This is a genomic window from Micromonospora sp. RP3T (genome assembly GCF_003027925.1).
Lineage (GTDB): Bacteria > Actinomycetota > Actinomycetes > Mycobacteriales > Micromonosporaceae > Micromonospora.
This window is the reverse complement of sequence record NZ_PYPS01000020.1, coordinates 102673-120077: the sequence shown is the minus strand read 5'-3', so window position 1 is coordinate 120077 and position 17405 is coordinate 102673. Positions and strand designations below refer to the sequence as shown.

Here is a 17405-nt window from a genome sequence, read left to right as displayed (position 1 = left end):
GGCGTCGGCGCGCTGTCGGGCCGCGTCGCGGTCGGTGCGCGCGGCCCGCGCGTCCTGCCGGTCGCGGGCGGCCGACGCGGCGGCGTCCTCGGCGTCGCGGCGGGCGTCGTCGCGTTCCGCGTGCGCGGCCGCGACCTGCGCCGACGTTTCGGCGCGCAGCTCGGCGAGCTGCCGTTCCACGCCGGCGGGGGACAGCTCGGCGTGCAGCGCGTCGGTGAGCGTCTCCACGATCTGGTCGAGCCGCTCCACCGCCTCCCAGGTGCGGGCCACCTGCCCGGGCAGGCCGGGGGCGTTGCGGTGCCGCATCCGCGAGTTGCGGGCGGCCCGCTGGCAGGCGCCGTCGTTGTCCCGGCAGTAGCGGAACGGGCGACCCGCGCCGACACGCTGCGGCACCTCCCGGGCGCAGTGGGCGCAGGGGCGGGTCTCGGTGGCGGGTTCGTCGTCCGTCGGAGGTGAGGTGGCGTCCATCGGGGGCGAAGTCTAGTGGCCGGCGTCGGCGCGGGCCGCGCCGTCGAGGGTGTAGCGGCGTTGCAGCAGCACCGCCACCACCATCACGGCGGCGGGCAGCAGCCCGAAGCCGTACCGCAGCGCCGCGAGGGCGCCCGCCGACTGGGTGACGGTCTCCCCGGCGCGCGACGCGACGAACCCACCGGCGGCCAGGCACAACGCGTACGCGTACGGGCCGAGCGCCGCGCCGGTGGCCTCGGTGGCGGTCCACACGCCGGTGTAGGTGCCGGCGCGGGACGAGCCGGCCGCGCGGATCACGTCGGGCAGCATCGAGAACGGCAGCAGCTGCATGCCGGCGAACGCCACCCCGAGCACCGCCACGGCGGCGACCAGCACCGGCAGGCCGGCGGCCCGGCCGAGAGCCAGCACCAGCGAGCCGGCCGCGAACGCGGCCTGCGCGGCCAGCAGGGCCCGCTGCTTGCCGACCCGCCGGGCCAGCGCCGACCAGGCCGGCGTGACCAGCAGCGCCGGCGCGACGAACGCCGCCACCAGCACCGTGGTCAGCCCGGCGCGGCCCAGCTCGTAGCGCGCGTAGTAGGGCACCCCGGCCAGCACCAGGTGGGTGGTGGTCGACATGGCCAGGTACGCGCCGGCCAGCCGGCGGAACTGCCGGTCCCGCAGGCTCGCCGCCAGCGCCCGCCACCCGCCGGAGGCGTGCCGCAGCGCCGGGTCGCCCGCCGCGCGGCGCAGCCGGCCGATGCCCACCACCCCGACCAGCATCGCGGCGAGCATCCCGGCCGCCAGCACCCCGGCCATCCGCAGGTAGCCGGCGCGGGTGGCGTCGTCGCCGCCGGCCAGCAGCGGTGCCAGCAGCCCGGACACCAGGATGCCGAGGGTGAGCACCACCATCCGGAACGCCATCAGCCGGGTCCGCTCGTGGTAGCCGATCCGCAGGTCCGCCGGGGTGGCCAGGTAGGGCACCTGGTAGGCGGCGAACAGCAGGTTGCCGGCCACGAAGCACACCGCCACCCAGGCCGCGGCGGGCGCGCCGGTGAGGCCGCCGGGCACCGCGAACAGGGCGGCGAACGCCGCCGGCAACGCGCAGCCGGCCAGCAGCAGCCGCCGGCGGTGGCCCCGGCGGGCCTGCTCGACGTCGCAGCGGTGCCCGATCCACGGGTGCAGCAGCACGTCGGCGACCTTCGGCAGCAGCAGCGTCAGCCCGGCCAGCCACGGCGCGACCGCGAGGACGTCGGTGAGGAAGTACAACAGCAGCAGCCCCGGCACGGTGATCCACACGCCCATGCCCAGCGAGCCGGCGGCGAACCCGACCAGCGGGCCGCGGGGCAGCGCGCCGGTGTCGCGCCGCGGGTCCACCCCGGTCATCGCCGCCTCCTGCTCCGGGGCACGCCCACCCCAATCCAACGGATGCTGGATTGTAGGGGGAACAATGGCCGGATGACCATGCCCCGTCGCCGGCCGGGCCGGCCCCGCCGTGACGACCAGCGACCGACCCGCGAGCTGGTGCTCGCCGCCGCCACCGCGCTGTTCGCCGAGCGGGGCTTCGACGCGGTCAGCGTGCGCGACGTGGCCGCCGCGGCCGGCGTCGACGTGGCCACCGTCGCCCACCACACCGGCACCAAGGCGCAGCTCTACGACGCCTGCTTCGCGCGGGTGTTCAGCGCCGAACGGGAGGCGGTGGAGGCGGCCGGGGACCGCGCCCGCGCCGCGCTGGCCGCCGGGCCGGCCGACGCGGTACGCGCGCTGCACGACCTGGTCGACGTGTTCGTGGATTTCCTGGAGGACCGGCCGGAGACCACCGCGTTGTGGTTGCGGCGCTGGTTGGAGCCACGGCGGCACACCGAGCTGGACCGGCGCTACGCCGCCCCGCTGTACGCACAGGTCGAACAGTTGCTCGTCGCCGCGTCGGCGGCCGGGGCGCTGGTCGAGCCGGCCCCGCACGTGACGGTGCGCAGCCTGGTCTGGGCGGTGCACGGGCACGTGGTGGCGCTGGCCGCGGGCGCCGGCTCCGAGGCGCGGGAACGGCGGGAGTTCCGCGTGTTCGTGCACCGCCTCCTCGACGGGCTCTACCCGCCGGCCATCCCTTGACCCGGGCCCCACCGCCGGGGATTATCCATCAGTCGTTGGATTGATGGAGGCGGGCATGGCAGCACCCAGGGTGGCGGTCGTCGGCGCCGGCGCGGCCGGACTGGCCACGCTCAAGGCACTGGCCGACGCCGGCGTGCCGGCGGTCGCGTTCGAGGCCGCCGACACCGTCGGCGGCCTCTGGGTGTACGGGGCGCCCGGCTCCCCGGCCTACCGGACGCTGCACCTCAACACCAGCAAGGCCCGCACCGAGTTCGCCGACCACCCGATGCCGGCGGACTGGCCCGACTACCCCGACCACACCCGCGTCGCCGGCTACCTCGGCGACTACGCCGACCGGTTCGGCCTGCGCGCGGCGGTGCGGCTGCGACACACCGTCGACCGGGTCACCCGCGCCGGCGACGGCTGGCGGGTGCACGCCACCGGCCCGGACGGCCCGGTGCGGGTCGACGTCGAGGCCGTGGTGGTCGCCAACGGGCACAACCGGACGCCGCACCGACCCGACCCCTACCCGGGCGAGTGCGCCGCCGACCACCTGCACAGCCACGACTACCGCGGGCCGGACCAGCTCGCCGGCCGGCGGGTCCTCGTGGTCGGCGGCGGCAACTCGGCCATGGACATCGCCGTCGACGCCTCGTACGCCGCCACCCGCACGCTGCTGTCGCTGCGCCGCGGCGTCTGGGTGGTGCCGAAGTACCTGCTCGGCCGTCCCGCCGACACGCTCAACGGGGCGCTGGCCCGCCGGCTGCCCTGGCGGCTGCGGCAACGGATCAGCCAGCGCATGCTCACCACCGTCGTCGGCCCGCCCACCCGCTACGGACTGCCCGCCCCGACACACGGCTTCCTCCAGGACCACCCGACGCTCTCCGACGCGCTGCTGTCCCGGCTCACCCACGGCGACATCCACGCCCGGCCCGGCATCGCCCGCTTCGCCGGTGACCGCGTCGAGTTCACCGACGGCCGCGTCGACGCCGTCGACCTGGTGGTGTGGTGCACCGGCTACCGGGTGACGGTGCCGTTCCTCGACGCCGACCTGCTCGGCGACGGCGCCGACCGGCTGCCGCTGTACCGGCACGTGTTCCACCTCGACGCCCCCGGCCTGGCGTTCGTCGGGCTCATGCAGTCCACCGGCGCGGCGTTCCCGCTGCTGGAGGCGCAGGCCCGACTGGTCGCCGCCCGCCTGGCCGGCACCTGGACACCACCGGCGCCGGCGCGGCAGGCCGCCGTCTGCCGCGCCGAACTGCACGCCGCCACCGCCCGCTGGGGACACCGCCGGCCGCACATGCGCGTCGACTTCGACGCCTACCTGGCCGAGCTGCGCCGGGAGCTGACCGCCGGACGGCGCCGGGCCGGAGCGGCCCGGTGACCGCGCTGGCCGGCCGGCGGGTGCTGGTCACCGGCGCCCACGGCACGTTCGGTCGACACCTCGGCGCCGCGCTGACCGCCGCCGGCGCGCACGTGGTCGGGCTGGACCTGCGCGCCGACGTCGACGCCACGCCGCCGGTGCTCGGCGTCGACCTGACCGACCCGGCGGCCACCCCCGGCGCGGTGGCCGCCGCCGTCACCCGGCTCGGCGGGCTCGACCTGCTGATCAACAACGCCGGCGTCGGCGGGCCCGCCCCCGCCGAGCTGCCCCCCGACGAGGTGGTACGCCGGCAGATCGAGGTGAACCTGCTCGCCGCGTGGCGGACCACCGCCGCGGCGCTGCCCGCCCTGGAGGCCGCCCACGGTCGGGTGATCTTCGTGGCCAGCCGGATGGCCGTGCTGCCGTTGCCCCTCGCGGCCGCGTACGGGGTGAGCAAACGCGCGCTCGTCGCGTACGCCGACGCGTTGCGCCACGAGGTCGGCACCCACGTCGGGGTCACCGTCGTCTACCCCAGCATGGTCGACTCCCCGATCCACGACAGCACCGTCGCGGCCGGCCTGTCGCTGCGCGGCGTGTCCCGACCGGAGCCGGTCGAGGGCGTGGTCGCGGCGATCCTGCGCGCCGCGGCAGCCCGCCGCGCGCCCCGGGACGTGGCCACCACCCGACGCGGCCGGCTGGAACTGGCGATGGCCCGGCACGCGCCGGGCCTGGCCGACCGGCTGGTGCGGCGTACCGTCGCCGGGCGCGTCGCCGCCGGTGACCTGGACGACGCGGCGCTGGCCGCCGGCATGGTCCGCCGGCACCGGCAGGACGGCCGGTAGCCTGCCCACCATGCCCGTGTCGCCGTACATCGCCCGGCTGCGCCAACACGTCGGCCACGACCTGCTCATGCTCTACGGGATCAGCGCCGTGGTGACCGACGACGCGGGACGCGTGCTGCTGGCCCGACGCGGCGACAACGGCCGCTGGTCGGTGCCCGCCGGCACCGTCGACCCGGGCGAGCAGCCCGCCGACGCGCTGGTGCGCGAGGTCCGCGAGGAGACCGGCGTCGAGGTGACGATCGTGCGGCTGGCCGGCGTGGCCACCCACCCCGTGCGCTACCCGAACGGCGACGTCTGCGAGTACCTCAACGTCTGGTTCCGCTGCCGGGCCGTCGGCGGGACACCCACCGCCGACGGCGACGAGTCTCTCGCGGTGGCCTGGTTCGCCCCCGACGCGCTGCCCGACCTGGACGACTGGGCCCGGCTGCGGATCGGCACCGCGCTGACCGACGACGCCGCGCCCTGGTACACGGCGCCGGGCGACCGCCACCCGGCGTTGTGCCGCCCGGACAGCCTCTGACCGGCACGCCCGGGACCGCCGCCGGTAGTGCCAGGTCTACCCCGAGGGTCGCCCCAGCGCGCTGTCGGCGGCGGACGACCGCCCCCTAGCCTGGTCACATGACAGACACGCTGCTCAGGGCGGTGACCAGGCGACAGTTCCTGGTCTCGGCCTGGCCGTGGCGTGGGTTCGCCTACTCGGCCACGACGGCGCTCGCCGCCGGCCTGCTGTGGCTCGTGCTGGCGGTGCCGCTGACACCGCTGGTCTCGGCCGCCGTGCTCCTGCACGCCGGGCGGACCAGCGGCTACCTGATCGTGGCGGCCTGCCTCGGGCTGATCGGGGTGGGCCTGCTCGCGCTGCTGGGGCCGCAGGTGGCGCTCGCCGTGGCCCGGGCCGAGCGGTGGCGGCTGCGGCTCGCCGGGGACACCCCACCGCCGCCCGGGCCCCGCGGCGCGCTCTACACCGACCCGGCCACCTGGCGGGCCGTGGCCTACATGGTCCTGCTCGGCGTCGTCGGACCGCTCTGGCTCGGCGCGCTCGGCATCGTCGGGCTGCTCGTCGTGTCGACGCCGGTGTCGGTGCAACACCGGATCTCGGTCGCCGACTCGCTGCTCGGCATCGGCACGCGCGCCGGTGGCGGCCTGCTGCTGATCCCGGCCCTGCTCTACCTGACCGCGCTGTGCGGCGGGGCGCACGCCGCGCTGGCCCGGATGCTGCTGTATCCGGAGCGGTCCGAGGAACTCATCGAGGTGGCCCGGTCCCGGACCCGGCTGGTGCACGCGTTCGACGCCGAACGGCTGCGCATCGAGCGGGACCTGCACGACATCGCCCAGCAGCGCCTGGTCGCCCTGACCATGCAGATCGGGATGGCCCGGCTCGATCTGCCGCCGTCCTCGCCGGCCGCTGCCGCGATGGCCGTCGCGCACGAGCAGGCCAAGACGCTGATGGCCGAGCTGCGCAACCTGATCCGCGGCATCAGCCCGCGTACCCTGCGGGAGTTGGGCCTGCGCGCCGCGGTGGAGGAACTGGCCGCGGCGAGTTGCCTGGAGGTACGCGTCGACGTCGCCTCGGCCCGTCTGCCGGCGGAGGTCGAGGCGATCGCGTACGCGGCGATCTCCGAGGCCCTGGCCAACGCGGTGAAGCACGCCGCCGCCAGCGAGGTCACCGTCACCGTCCGGCGCGCGGCCGGGCGGCTGGTGGTCGAGGTCCGCGACGAGGGCGGCGGCGGCGCCGACCCCGGGCGCGGATCCGGGCTGACCGGGCTCGCCGACCGGGCCGCCGCGGCCGGCGGCCGGCTGCTGATGTCGAGCCCGCCCGGCGGCCCGACGGTCCTGCTTGTGGAGCTGCCGTGCGCGTCGTGATCGCGGAGGACTCGGTGCTGCTGCGGGAAGGGCTGACCGCGATGCTGCCCCGGTTCGGCATCGAGGTCGCCGCCGCGGTCGGGGACGCCCCCGCGCTGCTGGCCGCCGTCCACGAGCACCGCCCGGACCTCGTCGTCACCGACGTCCGGATGCCGCCGAACCACACCGACGAGGGGTTACGGGCCGCTGTCTCGCTGCGCGCCGAGGACCCCCGGCTTCCGGTGGTCGCCCTCAGCCAGTACGTGCAGCACAGCTACGCCGGGGAGCTGCTCGCCTCGGGTTCCGGCCGGTCCATCGGCTACCTGCTCAAGGACCGCATCGGCGACGTGGCCGAGTTCGCCGGGCACCTGCGCCGGGTGGCCGACGGCGCCACGGTGATCGACCCCGAGGTCGTCCGGCAACTGATGCAACGCCGCCGCGACCCGCTCAGACAGCTCACGGCCCGCGAACGCGAGGTCCTCAGCCTGATCGCGCAGGGGCACTCGAACGCGGCCACCGCCCGGATCCTGTCCCTGACCGAGGCCGGTGTCGCCAAGCACATCGGCAACCTCCTCACCAAGCTGAACCTGCCGCTGAGCGACGACACCAACCGGCGGGTCCTCGCCGTGCTCGCCTATCTGCGCAGCCGATCCGACTAGGAGTTCCCGTGCCCACCCCCACCGCCCGGCGTCGTGACGTCGGGCTCCGCGCCATGGCCGTCGTGCTGGCCGCCGCGTTCTTCCTCGCCCCGCTCGCGCTGGGCCCCGACCGGCTCGACGACTTTCCGCGCGCCTTGCTCGCCTACTGGTCCGCGGGCGGCACGGACTTCCCGCCCGACCTGCGACACGCCGTCGACCACCAGTTCCGTTACCACCTGATCCGGGTGCTGATCGCGGTGCCGCTGCTCGCGGTGCTGGTGACGCTGACCTACCGGACCCGACGGTTCCGGCTGCCGCTCGGGGCGCTCGCGCTCGCCGCGGCGGTGCTGCTGATCGCCAACGTCCAGGGGGCCGTGTCGCCGTTCGGCACGCTCCTGCCGCATCTGACGGCCGGCCCCGACGACGCCCGACTGGCTCTGCTGGCCCAGGTCCGCGACCAGCTCGACCACGGCCCGGTGTCGCCCCCGCTGGGCGTGATGCTCGACGAGTACGTGCGGTGGCACGTGGTGAAGGGCGCGCTGGTCGGCCTCCTGGCCGCCGCCCTGGCCGGCCTCGCGGTGCGGTCGTGGCGGCCACGCCGGTGGCTCGGCCTGCTGCTGGCCGTGCTGGCCGTGGCCGCGCTGCTGGTCGTGGCGGCCAACGTGAGCGTCATCGCGAACCCCGACCCGGGGTTCCTGCTCCTGCTGGAGGGCGGCTGACCAGGGCGGGCTCACCGGCTGGTGTCGCGTACGGTCAGCGTCGGTTCCAGCAGCGTCACCTCCGGCACCGGCTCGTCGCCCAGCCGCCGCATCAGCAACGTCACCGCCTGCCGGCCCACCTCTTCGGCCGGCACCGGCACGCAGGTCAACCCGGACGGTTCGGCCAGCTCGTCGGGGCAGATCGCGACCACCGCGACGTCCTGCGGCACCCGCCGGCCCAGCGTCGGCAGCGCGGCCAGCACCGGCCCGACCGCCGACTCGTTCTGCACCACCAGGCCGGTGACGTCGGGGTGGTCGGCGAGCAGCGCCGCCAGGTCCCGGCGGACCGCCGCCGGGCCTTCCTCGCAGGGCCGGGTCACCGCGTCGACGCCGAGCCGCCCGGCCGCGGCCGTCACGCCGGCCCGGGTCCGGTGGGCGAAGCCGGTGCCCCGGTCGTAGACGGCGGCCGGGGCGCCGAGCAGCGCGACGCGCCGGTGCCCGGCGGCGGCCAGATGCTCCACGCACAGCTCCCCGGCCCGGCGGAAGTCCAGGTCCACGCAGGCCAGGCCGGTGCTGTCGGCCGGATGCCCGATCAGCACGCCGGGCAACGCCAGCTCCCGCAGCAGCGGCACCCGGGAGTCCTCCAGCTCCACGTCCATCAGCAGCACGCCGTCGACGAGCGCGCTGCCGGCGATGCGGTGCAGCCCGGCGGGCCCCTCGTCGGCGGTGACCAGCAACACGTCGTGGTCGTGGCGGCGGGCGGTGGTGACCACCGCGGTGGCGAAGCGCATCACCACCGGCACCTGCATGCCGGTACGCAGCGGCAGCACCAACGCGATCACGTTGGCCTTGCGGCTGGCCAGGGCACGCGCCCCGGCGTTCGGGTGGTAGCCCAGCGCGCGGACGCTGGCCAGCACCCGCCCCCGGGTGGCCGCCGAGATGGTCCGCTTGCCGCTGAGCACGTACGACACGGTGCTCGCCGCCACCCCGGCGTGGCGGGCCACGTCGGCAATGGTGACCTGCTCGCCCGCCGCGCGGCCGCTCACCGGGCCGTCCCGGAGCGCTCCGCCGCCGCCGCGGTCGCCGTGTCGCCGCCGTGCACGGCGAGCGCGCCCACCAGCCGGATGTCCCGGGCGGAGCGGCCCACCAACAGCGAGTGGGTCGCGTCCTCCACCACCATGGCCCCGCGGGTGGCGTCCCACCAGGCCAGCTCGGCGGTACGCAGCCGCAGCGTCACCCGGGCCGTGCACCCCGGCTCCAGGGTGACCCGGGCGAAGTCGCGCAGCTGCCGCAGCGGCTGCTTGACCCGGGAGCGCCGCTGCCGGGTGTAGAGCTGCACCACCTCGGCGCCCGGGCGGCGGCCCGTGTTGGTGACCTCGACGCTCACCTGCACCTCCTCGTCGGTGTGCGCCGTGGCGGTGCTCAACCGGAGGTCAGCGTAGTCGAACTCGGCGTAGCTGAGCCCGTGGCCGAACGGGTACAGCGGTTCGCCCCGATGGTAGAGGTAGGTGGCGTCGGCGCCGATCACGTCGTAGTCGAGCAGGTCGGGCAGCTCGGCGGTGTCGGCGTACCAGGTCTGGGTCAGCCGTCCGCCCGGGTCGGCGTCGCCGAGCAGCACGTCGGCCAGCCCGTGGCCGTGCTCCTGTCCGCCGTGGGCGCTCCACAGCACCGCCGGCAGGTGCTCCCGGGCCCAGCCCACCGCGTACGGGTAGCTGCTGGTCAGCACCAGCACGGTGCGCGGGTTCGCGGCGTGCACGGCGCGCAGCAGTTCGAGCTGGCCGGTCGGCAGGTCCAGGTCGACGCGGTCCTCGGTCTCCCGGCCGTTGACCATCGGGTGGTTGCCGAGCACCACCACCGCCACGTCGGCGGCGGCGGCCAGCGCGGCGGCCTCGGCGGCGCCGTCGACGCGCAGCTCCACCGTGAACGCGGCGGGTTCGCCGACGGAGACGCTCAGCCGGCCGGCCGGGTCGACGCCGACGTCGCGGCCGGTGGCGAGGTGGTGCAGCAGCACGGTGCCGTCGGGGCGGTGCCGCAGGCGGAACGTCTCCCGGACCACCCAGCCACCGGGGCCGGGACGGTCGTCGACGAGCGCCCCGGTGTCGTCCGCGCCCACGTACCGGCCGTGGTGGGCCGCGCGCAGCGCCACCACGCCCTGCCCCCAGTCGACCACGTCGAACTCGGTGGGCGCCGCGTCGGCGAGCGTCAGCGCCCCGCCGTCGACGCACCGGACGGCCCGGTCGCCGACCCGCAGCGTGATCCGGTCGACGCCCGGGTGTGTGGTGACCTCGGGCAGCCGTCCGAGCAGCCCCTCGAACGCGCTGACCGCGTACGGCAGGGTGCCGCTGTACCAGTCGGTGAGCACCGTGTCGGCGAGCGGGCCGAGCACCGCGACCCGCTGGTCGGGCGCGAGCGGGAGCAGCCCGTCGTTGGACAGCAGCACGACCGACTGGCGGGCCGACTCGCGGGCCAGTTCCCGGTGGGCCGGGCAGTTGACCACGTCGGCCGGCACGTCGCCGTACGGGTCGTGGCCGGGCGGGTCCAGGTCGCCCAGGCGCAGCCGGACCGACAGGATCCGCCGGACCGCGCGGTCCACGTCGGACTCGGTGACCAGCCCGCGCGCCAGCGCCTCGGTGAGCCGGTCCACGGTGGGGCGGGGGTCGTCGTCGTCCTCGGTGAAGCTGTCCACGCCGGCGCGCAGCGCGGCGGCGAAGCCGGCCACGTGGTCGGGCAGGTACTCCTGCATCCCGGCGATGTTGCCGACCGCGCCGGCGTCACCGACCACCATCACCTCGTCGTCGGCCCAGCCGCGCAGCTCGCCGTCGATGAGCGGGCTCAGGTGCGCCGGCACGCCGTCGACCAGGTTGTACGACGCCATCACGGCGACCGCCGCGCCGGCGGCCAGCGGCGCGCGGAAGGCCGGTAGCTCGTACTCGTGCAGTACGCGTGGCGGCAGGTCGTTGGAGGTGAGCGCCCGGTCGGTCTCGTTGTTGTAGCCGAGGAAGTGCTTGAGCGTCGGCGCGGTCCGCAGCCGGGTGGGGTGCGCGCCGCGTAGCCCGGACGCGTAGGCGGTGGCGAGCCGGCCGGTGAGCCAGGGGTCCTCGGACCAGCCTTCCTCGTTGCGTCCCCACCGTGGGTCGCGCAGCGGGTTGACCACCGGCGCCCACACGTTGAGGCCGACCCGGTCGGGGTCGGCGCGGTGCTTGGCCCGGACCTCGTCGCCGACGGCGGCGCCGACGGCGGCGATCAGGTCCGGGTTCCAGCTCGCGGCCAGGCCGAGCGCCTGCGGGAAGACGGTGGCCTCGCCGAGCCAGGCGACGCCGTGCAGCGCCTCCGTGCCGGTGCGGAACCCGGGCAGGCCGAGCCGGGGGACGGGCGCCTGCCACTGGTGCAGCAGGCCGAGCTTCTCTCCGACGGTGAGGCGGGCGAGCAGGTCGTCGACGCGGTGGGGGACGGGGTCGGTCATGGCGGGCGCCTCCGGTGGGCGGGCGGGCCACACTCCCGGCGATCGAAGCGCTTCGATCGCCGGGTGGTGAGGACGGTGGCCCGCACGCGAGAAAAAGGGTTGGGGTGGTCGGCCGGCGGGTCGGCCCGGAGCTGCGGTGAAGCGCTTCGACAACCGCCGGAAAACAGGCCGCCCACGGATTGCCCGGTCCGGAAGCGGCGCTACCGAGGTTGGCATCCGGGGCCGGTGCGGTCAAGGGTCAGACGGCGGGTAGTTGCCCGGCCTCCACGGTGGCCAGGGCGGCGGTGGCGCCGCCCAACGCGCTGGCGGCGGAGCCGAGCGTGCTGGCCTCCAGCCGGACCCCGGCCGGCGGCGCGAGCGTGCCGGCGGCGAGTTCGGTGCGGGCGGCCGGCAGCAGCCACGGCCCGAGCGTCGCCAGGTGGCCGCCCACCACGACCACCTCCGGGTCGAGCAGGTCGACCAGGACGGACACCGCGCGGCCGAGGTGCCGGCCGATCTCGGTGAGCCCGGTGCGCACCGACTCGTCGCCGGCGCGGGCGAGCGCCTGGATCCGGTCGATCTCCGGCAGGTAGTCGGTGACCGGCGCGTCCGGCGCGGCGTCGGGCAGCAGGCGACGCACCACGGCGTCCACGCCGGCCAGCGACGCGAGGCAGCCCCGGCGCCCGCACCGGCACGCCGGCGCGTCGGGTGTGCGAGGCCCGTCGGTCAGGACCGGCAGGTGGCCGATCTCGCCGGCGAAGCCCCGGCCACCGCGCAGCAGCCGGCCGCCGCTGACCAGGCCGGCGCCGACCGCCAGCCCGCCGGTGAGGTGGATCAGGTCGGCGGTGCCGGCGTACGGGCCGTGCCGCAGCTCCGCCGAGACGGCGAGATTGGCGTCGGTGTCCACGCCGATCGGGAAACCCGGGTCGCGTAGCGCGCGGCGCAGCTCGGCGGCGAGCGGCACGCCGCGCCAGCCCAGCGCGGGGGCCAGCGGGACAGCGCCGTCGGCGTCCACCAGGCCGGGCACGCCCAGGGTGAGACCGAGCACCGTGCGCCCGGCGCCGGTGACCCGGGTGACCGCCCGTCGGGTGAGCGCGGCGAGCGCGCGTACCGTCTCCTCGGGGCCGGCGGGCGCGGCGGCGAAGGCGCGTCGCCAGGTGAGCAGCCGCTCGCCGCTCAGGTCGGCGGCGACCACGACCAGCTCGTCGGCGCCGATCTGCAGGCCCAGCCCGACGTAGCGGGCGCCGTCGAGCACGAGCATGGTGGCCGGGCGGCCCACCCGGTTCTCGGTCAGCCCGGTCTCGCGCAGCAGCCCGTGCTCGATCAGCTCGCTGACCAGGCTGGAGACGGTCGCCTTGTTGAGGCCGGTGCGGGCGGCGACGTCGGCGCGGGAGCAGGGCGCGTGCCGTTGCACGTGCCGCAGCACCACGGCCCGGTTGGCGACCCGCACGTCGCCGAGGTCGGCCGTCTGGACCGACCGGTCGATGCTGATCACGTGCTGTCCGCCTCCTGCGCCGCCGTCCGTCGGGTTCGGCCAAAGCTTAAACTAAATCGGTACGGTGCCCGCCGGGCGGCTCAGCCGCCGAACCACGGCGCGAACGGGGTCACCGGGATCGGCTCGCCGTCGAGCACGACCCGGCGCGGCGCGTCCGCGCCGACCACGCTGACGCGGCGCACGTCCAACGGCCCGTCCACGCGCACCCGCAGCGTGTCGCCGTCGCGGACGGCGGTGACCGTGCTGTCGCCGTCGTCGTCGCGGACCACCGTCACGCCGTCGGTCCCGCCCCACGCCACCAGCGTGACGTCGCGGAACGGGCCCTCGGCCACGGTGGGCGCGGGCGCAACGGTCGGGATCAGCGCGCCGCGCCGTACGTACAGCGGCAGCCGGTCGAGCGGCGCCCGCACCCGCAGGTGCCGGCCGCCGGGGTGGTGCTGCCCGGTCGCCGCGTCCAGCCAGTCGTCGCCGACGGGCAGATAGACGGTGCGTTCCCCGCCCGGGTCGAGCACCGGCGCCACCAGCAGGTCGACGCCGAGGCGGTACTGCAGGTCGGTGGCCCAGGCGGTCGGGTCGTCCGGGGTGTCGACGAGCAACGCCCGCAGCATCGGACTGCCGGTGCGGGCCGCGTCCACCGCCGCCGACCACAGGTACGGCAACAGCCGGTAGCGCAGCCGCAGCGCCGCCACCGCGTGCCGTTCCGCCTCCGGCGGGAAGTCCCACGGCAGCCGGCTGGTGGTGCCGTGCAGCCGGACCAGTGGCGACAGCGCGCCGAACTGCGTCCAGCGCACGTACAGGTCGGGCTCCGGCGTGCCGTGGAAGCCGCCGGTGTCGTGGCTCCAGAACGGCACCCCGGACAGCCCGTGGGACAGCCCGCCGCGCAGCGTGCTGGCCAGGCCCGGCCAGGTGGCGTTGACGTCGCCGCTCCACTGTGCGCTGTGCCGCTGCCCGCCCAGGTACGACGAGCGCGCCCACACCGTGCGGTGCCCGGCGACCTCCTCGGTGACGTCGGCGACCACGTCGTTGAACAGCAGCGCGTACACGTTGTGCAGCTCGACGCCGGTCATGCCGTTGTGCGCCACCGCGTCGGCGGGCACCCCCTCGGCGAAGTCGGTCTTGAACACCGCGACGCCCTGGGCCAGCAGCGGTCGCAGCAGGCCCTGGAACCACCGCACCGCCGCCGGGTTGGTCAGGTCCACGATGGCGCAGACCGGATAGCTGCCGTGCCAGGTGTCCGCGACGTACGTGTCGCCGTCGGGGCGGCGCAGGAAGTAGCCGGCGGCCTCGGCCTCGGCGTACAGCGGGCTGTCGGTCATCAGGTAGGGGTTCATCCACAGGCACACCCGGAAGCCCGCCTCGGCGAGATCCTTGAGCAGGCCGGCCGGGTCGGGGAACGCCTGCTCGTCCCAGCGCAGGTCGGACCAGCGGCCGGCGACCTGCCAGTAGCAGTCCAGGTGCAGCACGTCGCACGGGACGTCCCGCTCCCGGATGAGGCGGGCCCGCTCGCGCACCCGCTGCTCGCTGTCGGGGAAGAACCCGGAGGAGATCCAGGCCCCGAACGCCCAGCGCGGCGGCAGGTACGGCCGGCCGGTCAGCGCGTCGAACCGGTCCAGGATCTCCGCCGGTGTCGGGCCGGCCAGCACGTAGTAGTCGAGCAGGTCGTCCGGGACGAGGAGCTGCACGCTGCTGTGGGTGCTGGCGCAGACGTCGAACTGCACCGGCAGTCCGCTGTCGACGAGCACGCCGTAGCCGCGGTCGGACAGGTAGAACGGCACGTTCTTGTGCGACCTGTCGGACTCGCCGCCGAACGCGTCGAAGTTCCACATCAACGGTCGCTGGCCGCGCTTGTCCAGCGGTGTGAACTTCTCGCCGAAGCCGACGAACCGTTCGTCGCCGGGCGCGACGAAGCTCTCGTGCCAGGCGACCGGGTCGCCGTCGAGGGTGGAGCGTCCGAGCGGCAGCGTGCGCCGCCGGCCGCTGATGTCCCGGGTGCCGCCGTCGGCGGCCACCAGCAGCCGACCGTCGGCGTCGAGGAAGCGCAGCCCCCACGGGTCGAGGCGGATCTCGGCGCGCACGCCGCCGGCGTCCACCCGGGCGTACGCGTCGTCGACGGTGACCTCGGCCGGGTGCGGCACGGGCCGGGTCAGCGTCAGCGCCCGGGCGGAGCGGCTGCGCACCGAGAGGTCGTCGGTGAGCCGTACCCGGATGACCCCGTCCCCGGCGGCCTCGACGCGCGCGACGAGCGTGCGGCCGGAGGAGCAGGTGGCGGTGAGCGTGACCCCGTGCGGGTCGACCGTGGCCACCTCGGCCCGCAGCACGTCGTCGGCGCCCTCCTCGCCGGGGGCGCGCACCGGCAGGTCGGGTGGGTCGGCCACGAACGTCTCGTACGGGACCAGGGGCGGGCGGTACGGCATGGGCGTCTCCTCGCGGCGACACGGGCGGCCCCGCAAGTTTCTTGGGAGCCACAACTAACTGTCAATGATCTGTCGCATTGACTTTCATCCTCACCTCTTCCTACTTTGGCGGGGATGACAACTAAAGCGTTGTGGAGCGACGGTCGGCTGAGCTACGGCGGAGACTGGAACCCGGAGCAGTGGCCACCGGCGGTGTGGTCGCAGGACGTCGCCCTGATGCGCGCGGCCGGGGTCAACCTGGTCACCGTGGGCGTGTTCGCCTGGTCCCGCCTGGAACCCGCCCCCGGCCGGTACACCCTCGACTGGCTGGACGAGGTGCTGGACCTGCTGCACACCGCCGGCATCCGGGCCGCCCTGGCCACCCCCACCGCCTCCCCGCCACCCTGGTTCACGTCGCGCCACCCGGACGCCATGCCGGTCACCGCCGACGGCGTCCGTCTGCACCACGGCAGCCGGGACACCTACTGCGCCGCCGCGCCCGCCTACCGCGCCGCGGCCCGGACCATCGCCGACGTGCTGGCCACCCGGTACGCCCACCACCCGGCGCTGGCCCTGTGGCACGTGCACAACGAGTACGGCACCACCTGCCACTGCGACCACGCCGAGACGGCGTTCCGTCGCTGGCTCACCGGCCGGTACGCCGACCTCGACGCGCTCAACGACGCCTGGGTGACCAGCTTCTGGGGACAGCACTACACCGACTGGGCGCAGGTCGGCGTGCCCCGCGCCACCCAGTACCTGGCCAACCCCGGCCAGCTGCTCGACTTCCGCCGCTTCTGGTCGGACACGCTGCTGTCCGCGTACACCGAGCAGCGGGACCTGCTTCGGGCGGCGAACCCGGCGGTGCCGGTCACCACCAACTTCGTGCTCGGAGACTGGGTGCCGGTCGACCACGCCCGCTGGGCGCGCGAGGTGGACCTGGTGGCCGTCGACCACTACCCGGACCGCATCGACGGCGGCGCGGAGGAGCAGACCGCGCTCACCGCCGACCTGGCCCGCGGCTGGGCCCGCCACGGCGCCGGCCGGCCCGCGCCGTGGCTGCTGATGGAGAGCGCGCCCAACCAGATCCACGTCACCGGGCGGATGCACACCAAGGAACCGGGCCGGATGACCCGGCACAGCCTCGCGCACGTCGCCCGCGGCTCGGCCGGGGCGATGTTCTTCCAGTGGCGCGCCCCGGCCGGCGGCGCCGAACGGTTCCACTCCGCGGTGGTGTCGCACGCCGGCGCGGAGACCCGGGTGTTCCGGGAGGCCACCGACCTCGGCGCCGCGCTCGGCCGACTCGCCGGCACCGCGACGGGGCAGGTGGAGGCGCGCGTGGCGATCGCTCACGACGCCGCCAGCGGCTGGGCGCTGCGCCACCCGGGGATGCCCCGCGACGGCCTCGACCACCCGGGCGAGGTGGCCGCCGCGCACCGGGTGCTGTGGCACGCCGGCCTCACCGCCGACCTGGTGACGCCCGGCGACCCGCTCGACGGCCACCGGCTGCTCGTGCTGCCCGCGCTCTACCTGGCCGCCGACGCCACCGTCGACTGGGTACGCCGACACGTCCACGCCGGCGGGCACCTGCTGGTCACCTGGCTCAGCGGCGTCGCCGACGAACAGGCCCGCGTCCGCCTCGGCGGCTACCCGGGCGCCTACCGCGACCTGCTCGGCGTGCGGGTGGAGGAGTTTCACCCGCTCGCCGACGACGAACGGGTGCCGCTGACCAGCGGCGGGTACGGCCGGATCTGGTCGGAGACCGTGCACCTGACCGGGGCGGAGCAGGTCACCGCGTACATCGGTGGGGTGCTCGACGGCCGCCCGGCGGTCACCCGGCACCGGGTCGGCGCGGCCCGCACCTGGTACGTCTCCACCCGACCCGACGACGACACGTACCGCCGGCTGCTCGTCGAGGCGGCCCGGCTCGCCGGCGTCACCCCGACCTGCCCGGCGCCGCCCGGCGTCGAGGCGGTCCGCCGCCGCGACGGCGACCAGAGTTGGCTGTTCCTGCTCAACCACACCGACCGCCCGCAGCGGGTGCCCTCGGCCGGGCACGAGCTGCTCACCGGCGAGCCGGTCGACGAGCACGTGACCGTCGGGCCCGGCGGCGTGGCGGTGCTGCGCGAACCGCCGCGCTGACCGCGTGCCGGCCTCGCGTTC

The 17405-nt window shown here is 75.9% G+C and carries 13 protein-coding genes and 1 pseudogene; 8 read left to right on the top strand and 6 right to left on the bottom strand.

Translation table 11 applies throughout. The annotated features are described in order from the left end of the window. A pseudogene (locus tag C8054_RS17745) lies at positions 1-468 on the bottom strand (hypothetical protein); the annotation flags it as partial. A 12-nt stretch (positions 469-480) separates the two neighbouring features. After that, a complete protein-coding gene (locus C8054_RS17740) occupies positions 481-1830 on the bottom strand; it encodes an MFS transporter (RefSeq protein ID WP_107157903.1) in 1350 nt (449 codons plus the stop codon). A gap of 78 nt (positions 1831-1908) precedes the next feature. Here C8054_RS17740 and C8054_RS17735 point away from each other — a divergent pair, with 78 nt between their 5' ends. The 7 genes from C8054_RS17735 to C8054_RS17705 all read left to right on the top strand — a co-directional run bounded on the left by C8054_RS17735 (position 1909) and on the right by C8054_RS17705 (position 7933). Continuing rightward, a complete protein-coding gene (locus tag C8054_RS17735) occupies positions 1909-2553 on the top strand; it encodes a TetR/AcrR family transcriptional regulator (RefSeq protein WP_107157920.1) in 645 nt (214 codons plus the stop codon). A 55-nt stretch (positions 2554-2608) separates the two neighbouring features. Continuing rightward, a complete protein-coding gene (locus C8054_RS17730) occupies positions 2609-3916 on the top strand; it encodes an NAD(P)/FAD-dependent oxidoreductase (protein WP_107157919.1) in 1308 nt (435 codons plus the stop codon). Further along, a complete protein-coding gene (locus C8054_RS17725) occupies positions 3913-4737 on the top strand; it encodes an SDR family oxidoreductase (protein WP_107157902.1) in 825 nt (274 codons plus the stop codon). Before C8054_RS17730 ends, C8054_RS17725 begins: the two co-directional genes overlap by 4 nt. A 10-nt stretch (positions 4738-4747) precedes the next feature. Then, positions 4748-5257, top strand: a complete 510-nt coding sequence (locus C8054_RS17720; RefSeq protein ID WP_107157901.1) for an NUDIX domain-containing protein — start codon at positions 4748-4750, stop codon at positions 5255-5257. A gap of 98 nt (positions 5258-5355) precedes the next feature. Next, positions 5356-6597 carry a histidine kinase gene (locus tag C8054_RS17715; protein WP_107157900.1) on the top strand — a complete coding sequence of 414 codons (1242 nt, stop codon included), beginning with the start codon at positions 5356-5358 and terminating at the stop codon, positions 6595-6597. Between the two features lie 41 nt (positions 6598-6638). Further along, complete coding sequence (locus C8054_RS17710) at positions 6639-7235, top strand: response regulator transcription factor (protein ID WP_233219694.1); 597 nt, start codon at positions 6639-6641, stop codon at positions 7233-7235. Between the two features lie 8 nt (positions 7236-7243). Then, the gene (locus C8054_RS17705) at positions 7244-7933 is read left to right on the top strand and encodes a hypothetical protein (protein ID WP_146179932.1); all 690 of its coding nucleotides are present in this window, start codon (positions 7244-7246) and stop codon (positions 7931-7933) included. 11 nt (positions 7934-7944) lie between these two features. On the opposite strand, the gene C8054_RS17700 is transcribed toward C8054_RS17705, so the two are convergent. The 4 genes from C8054_RS17700 to C8054_RS17685 all read right to left on the bottom strand — a co-directional run bounded on the left by C8054_RS17700 (position 7945) and on the right by C8054_RS17685 (position 15263). Further along, positions 7945-8958 carry a LacI family DNA-binding transcriptional regulator gene (locus C8054_RS17700; protein ID WP_107157897.1) on the bottom strand — a complete coding sequence of 338 codons (1014 nt, stop codon included), beginning with the start codon at positions 8956-8958 and terminating at the stop codon, positions 7945-7947. Further along, positions 8955-11375 (bottom strand): beta-glucosidase, encoded by a 2421-nt coding sequence (locus tag C8054_RS17695; RefSeq protein WP_107157896.1) that lies wholly within the window; start codon positions 11373-11375, stop codon positions 8955-8957. Before C8054_RS17695 ends, C8054_RS17700 begins: the two co-directional genes overlap by 4 nt. Positions 11376-11613: 238 nt before the next feature. Continuing rightward, positions 11614-12849 (bottom strand): ROK family transcriptional regulator, encoded by a 1236-nt coding sequence (locus tag C8054_RS17690; protein WP_107157895.1) that lies wholly within the window; start codon positions 12847-12849, stop codon positions 11614-11616. An 80-nt stretch (positions 12850-12929) separates the two neighbouring features. After that, complete coding sequence (locus C8054_RS17685) at positions 12930-15263, bottom strand: TIM-barrel domain-containing protein (RefSeq protein ID WP_107157894.1); 2334 nt, start codon at positions 15261-15263, stop codon at positions 12930-12932. 114 nt (positions 15264-15377) lie between these two features. Between C8054_RS17685 and C8054_RS17680 the strand changes: the two genes are divergently transcribed. Beyond that, on the top strand, positions 15378-17384 hold the full coding sequence (locus tag C8054_RS17680; protein WP_107157893.1) for a beta-galactosidase: 2007 nt from the start codon (positions 15378-15380) through the stop codon (positions 17382-17384). Positions 17385-17405 lie beyond the last annotated feature (21 nt).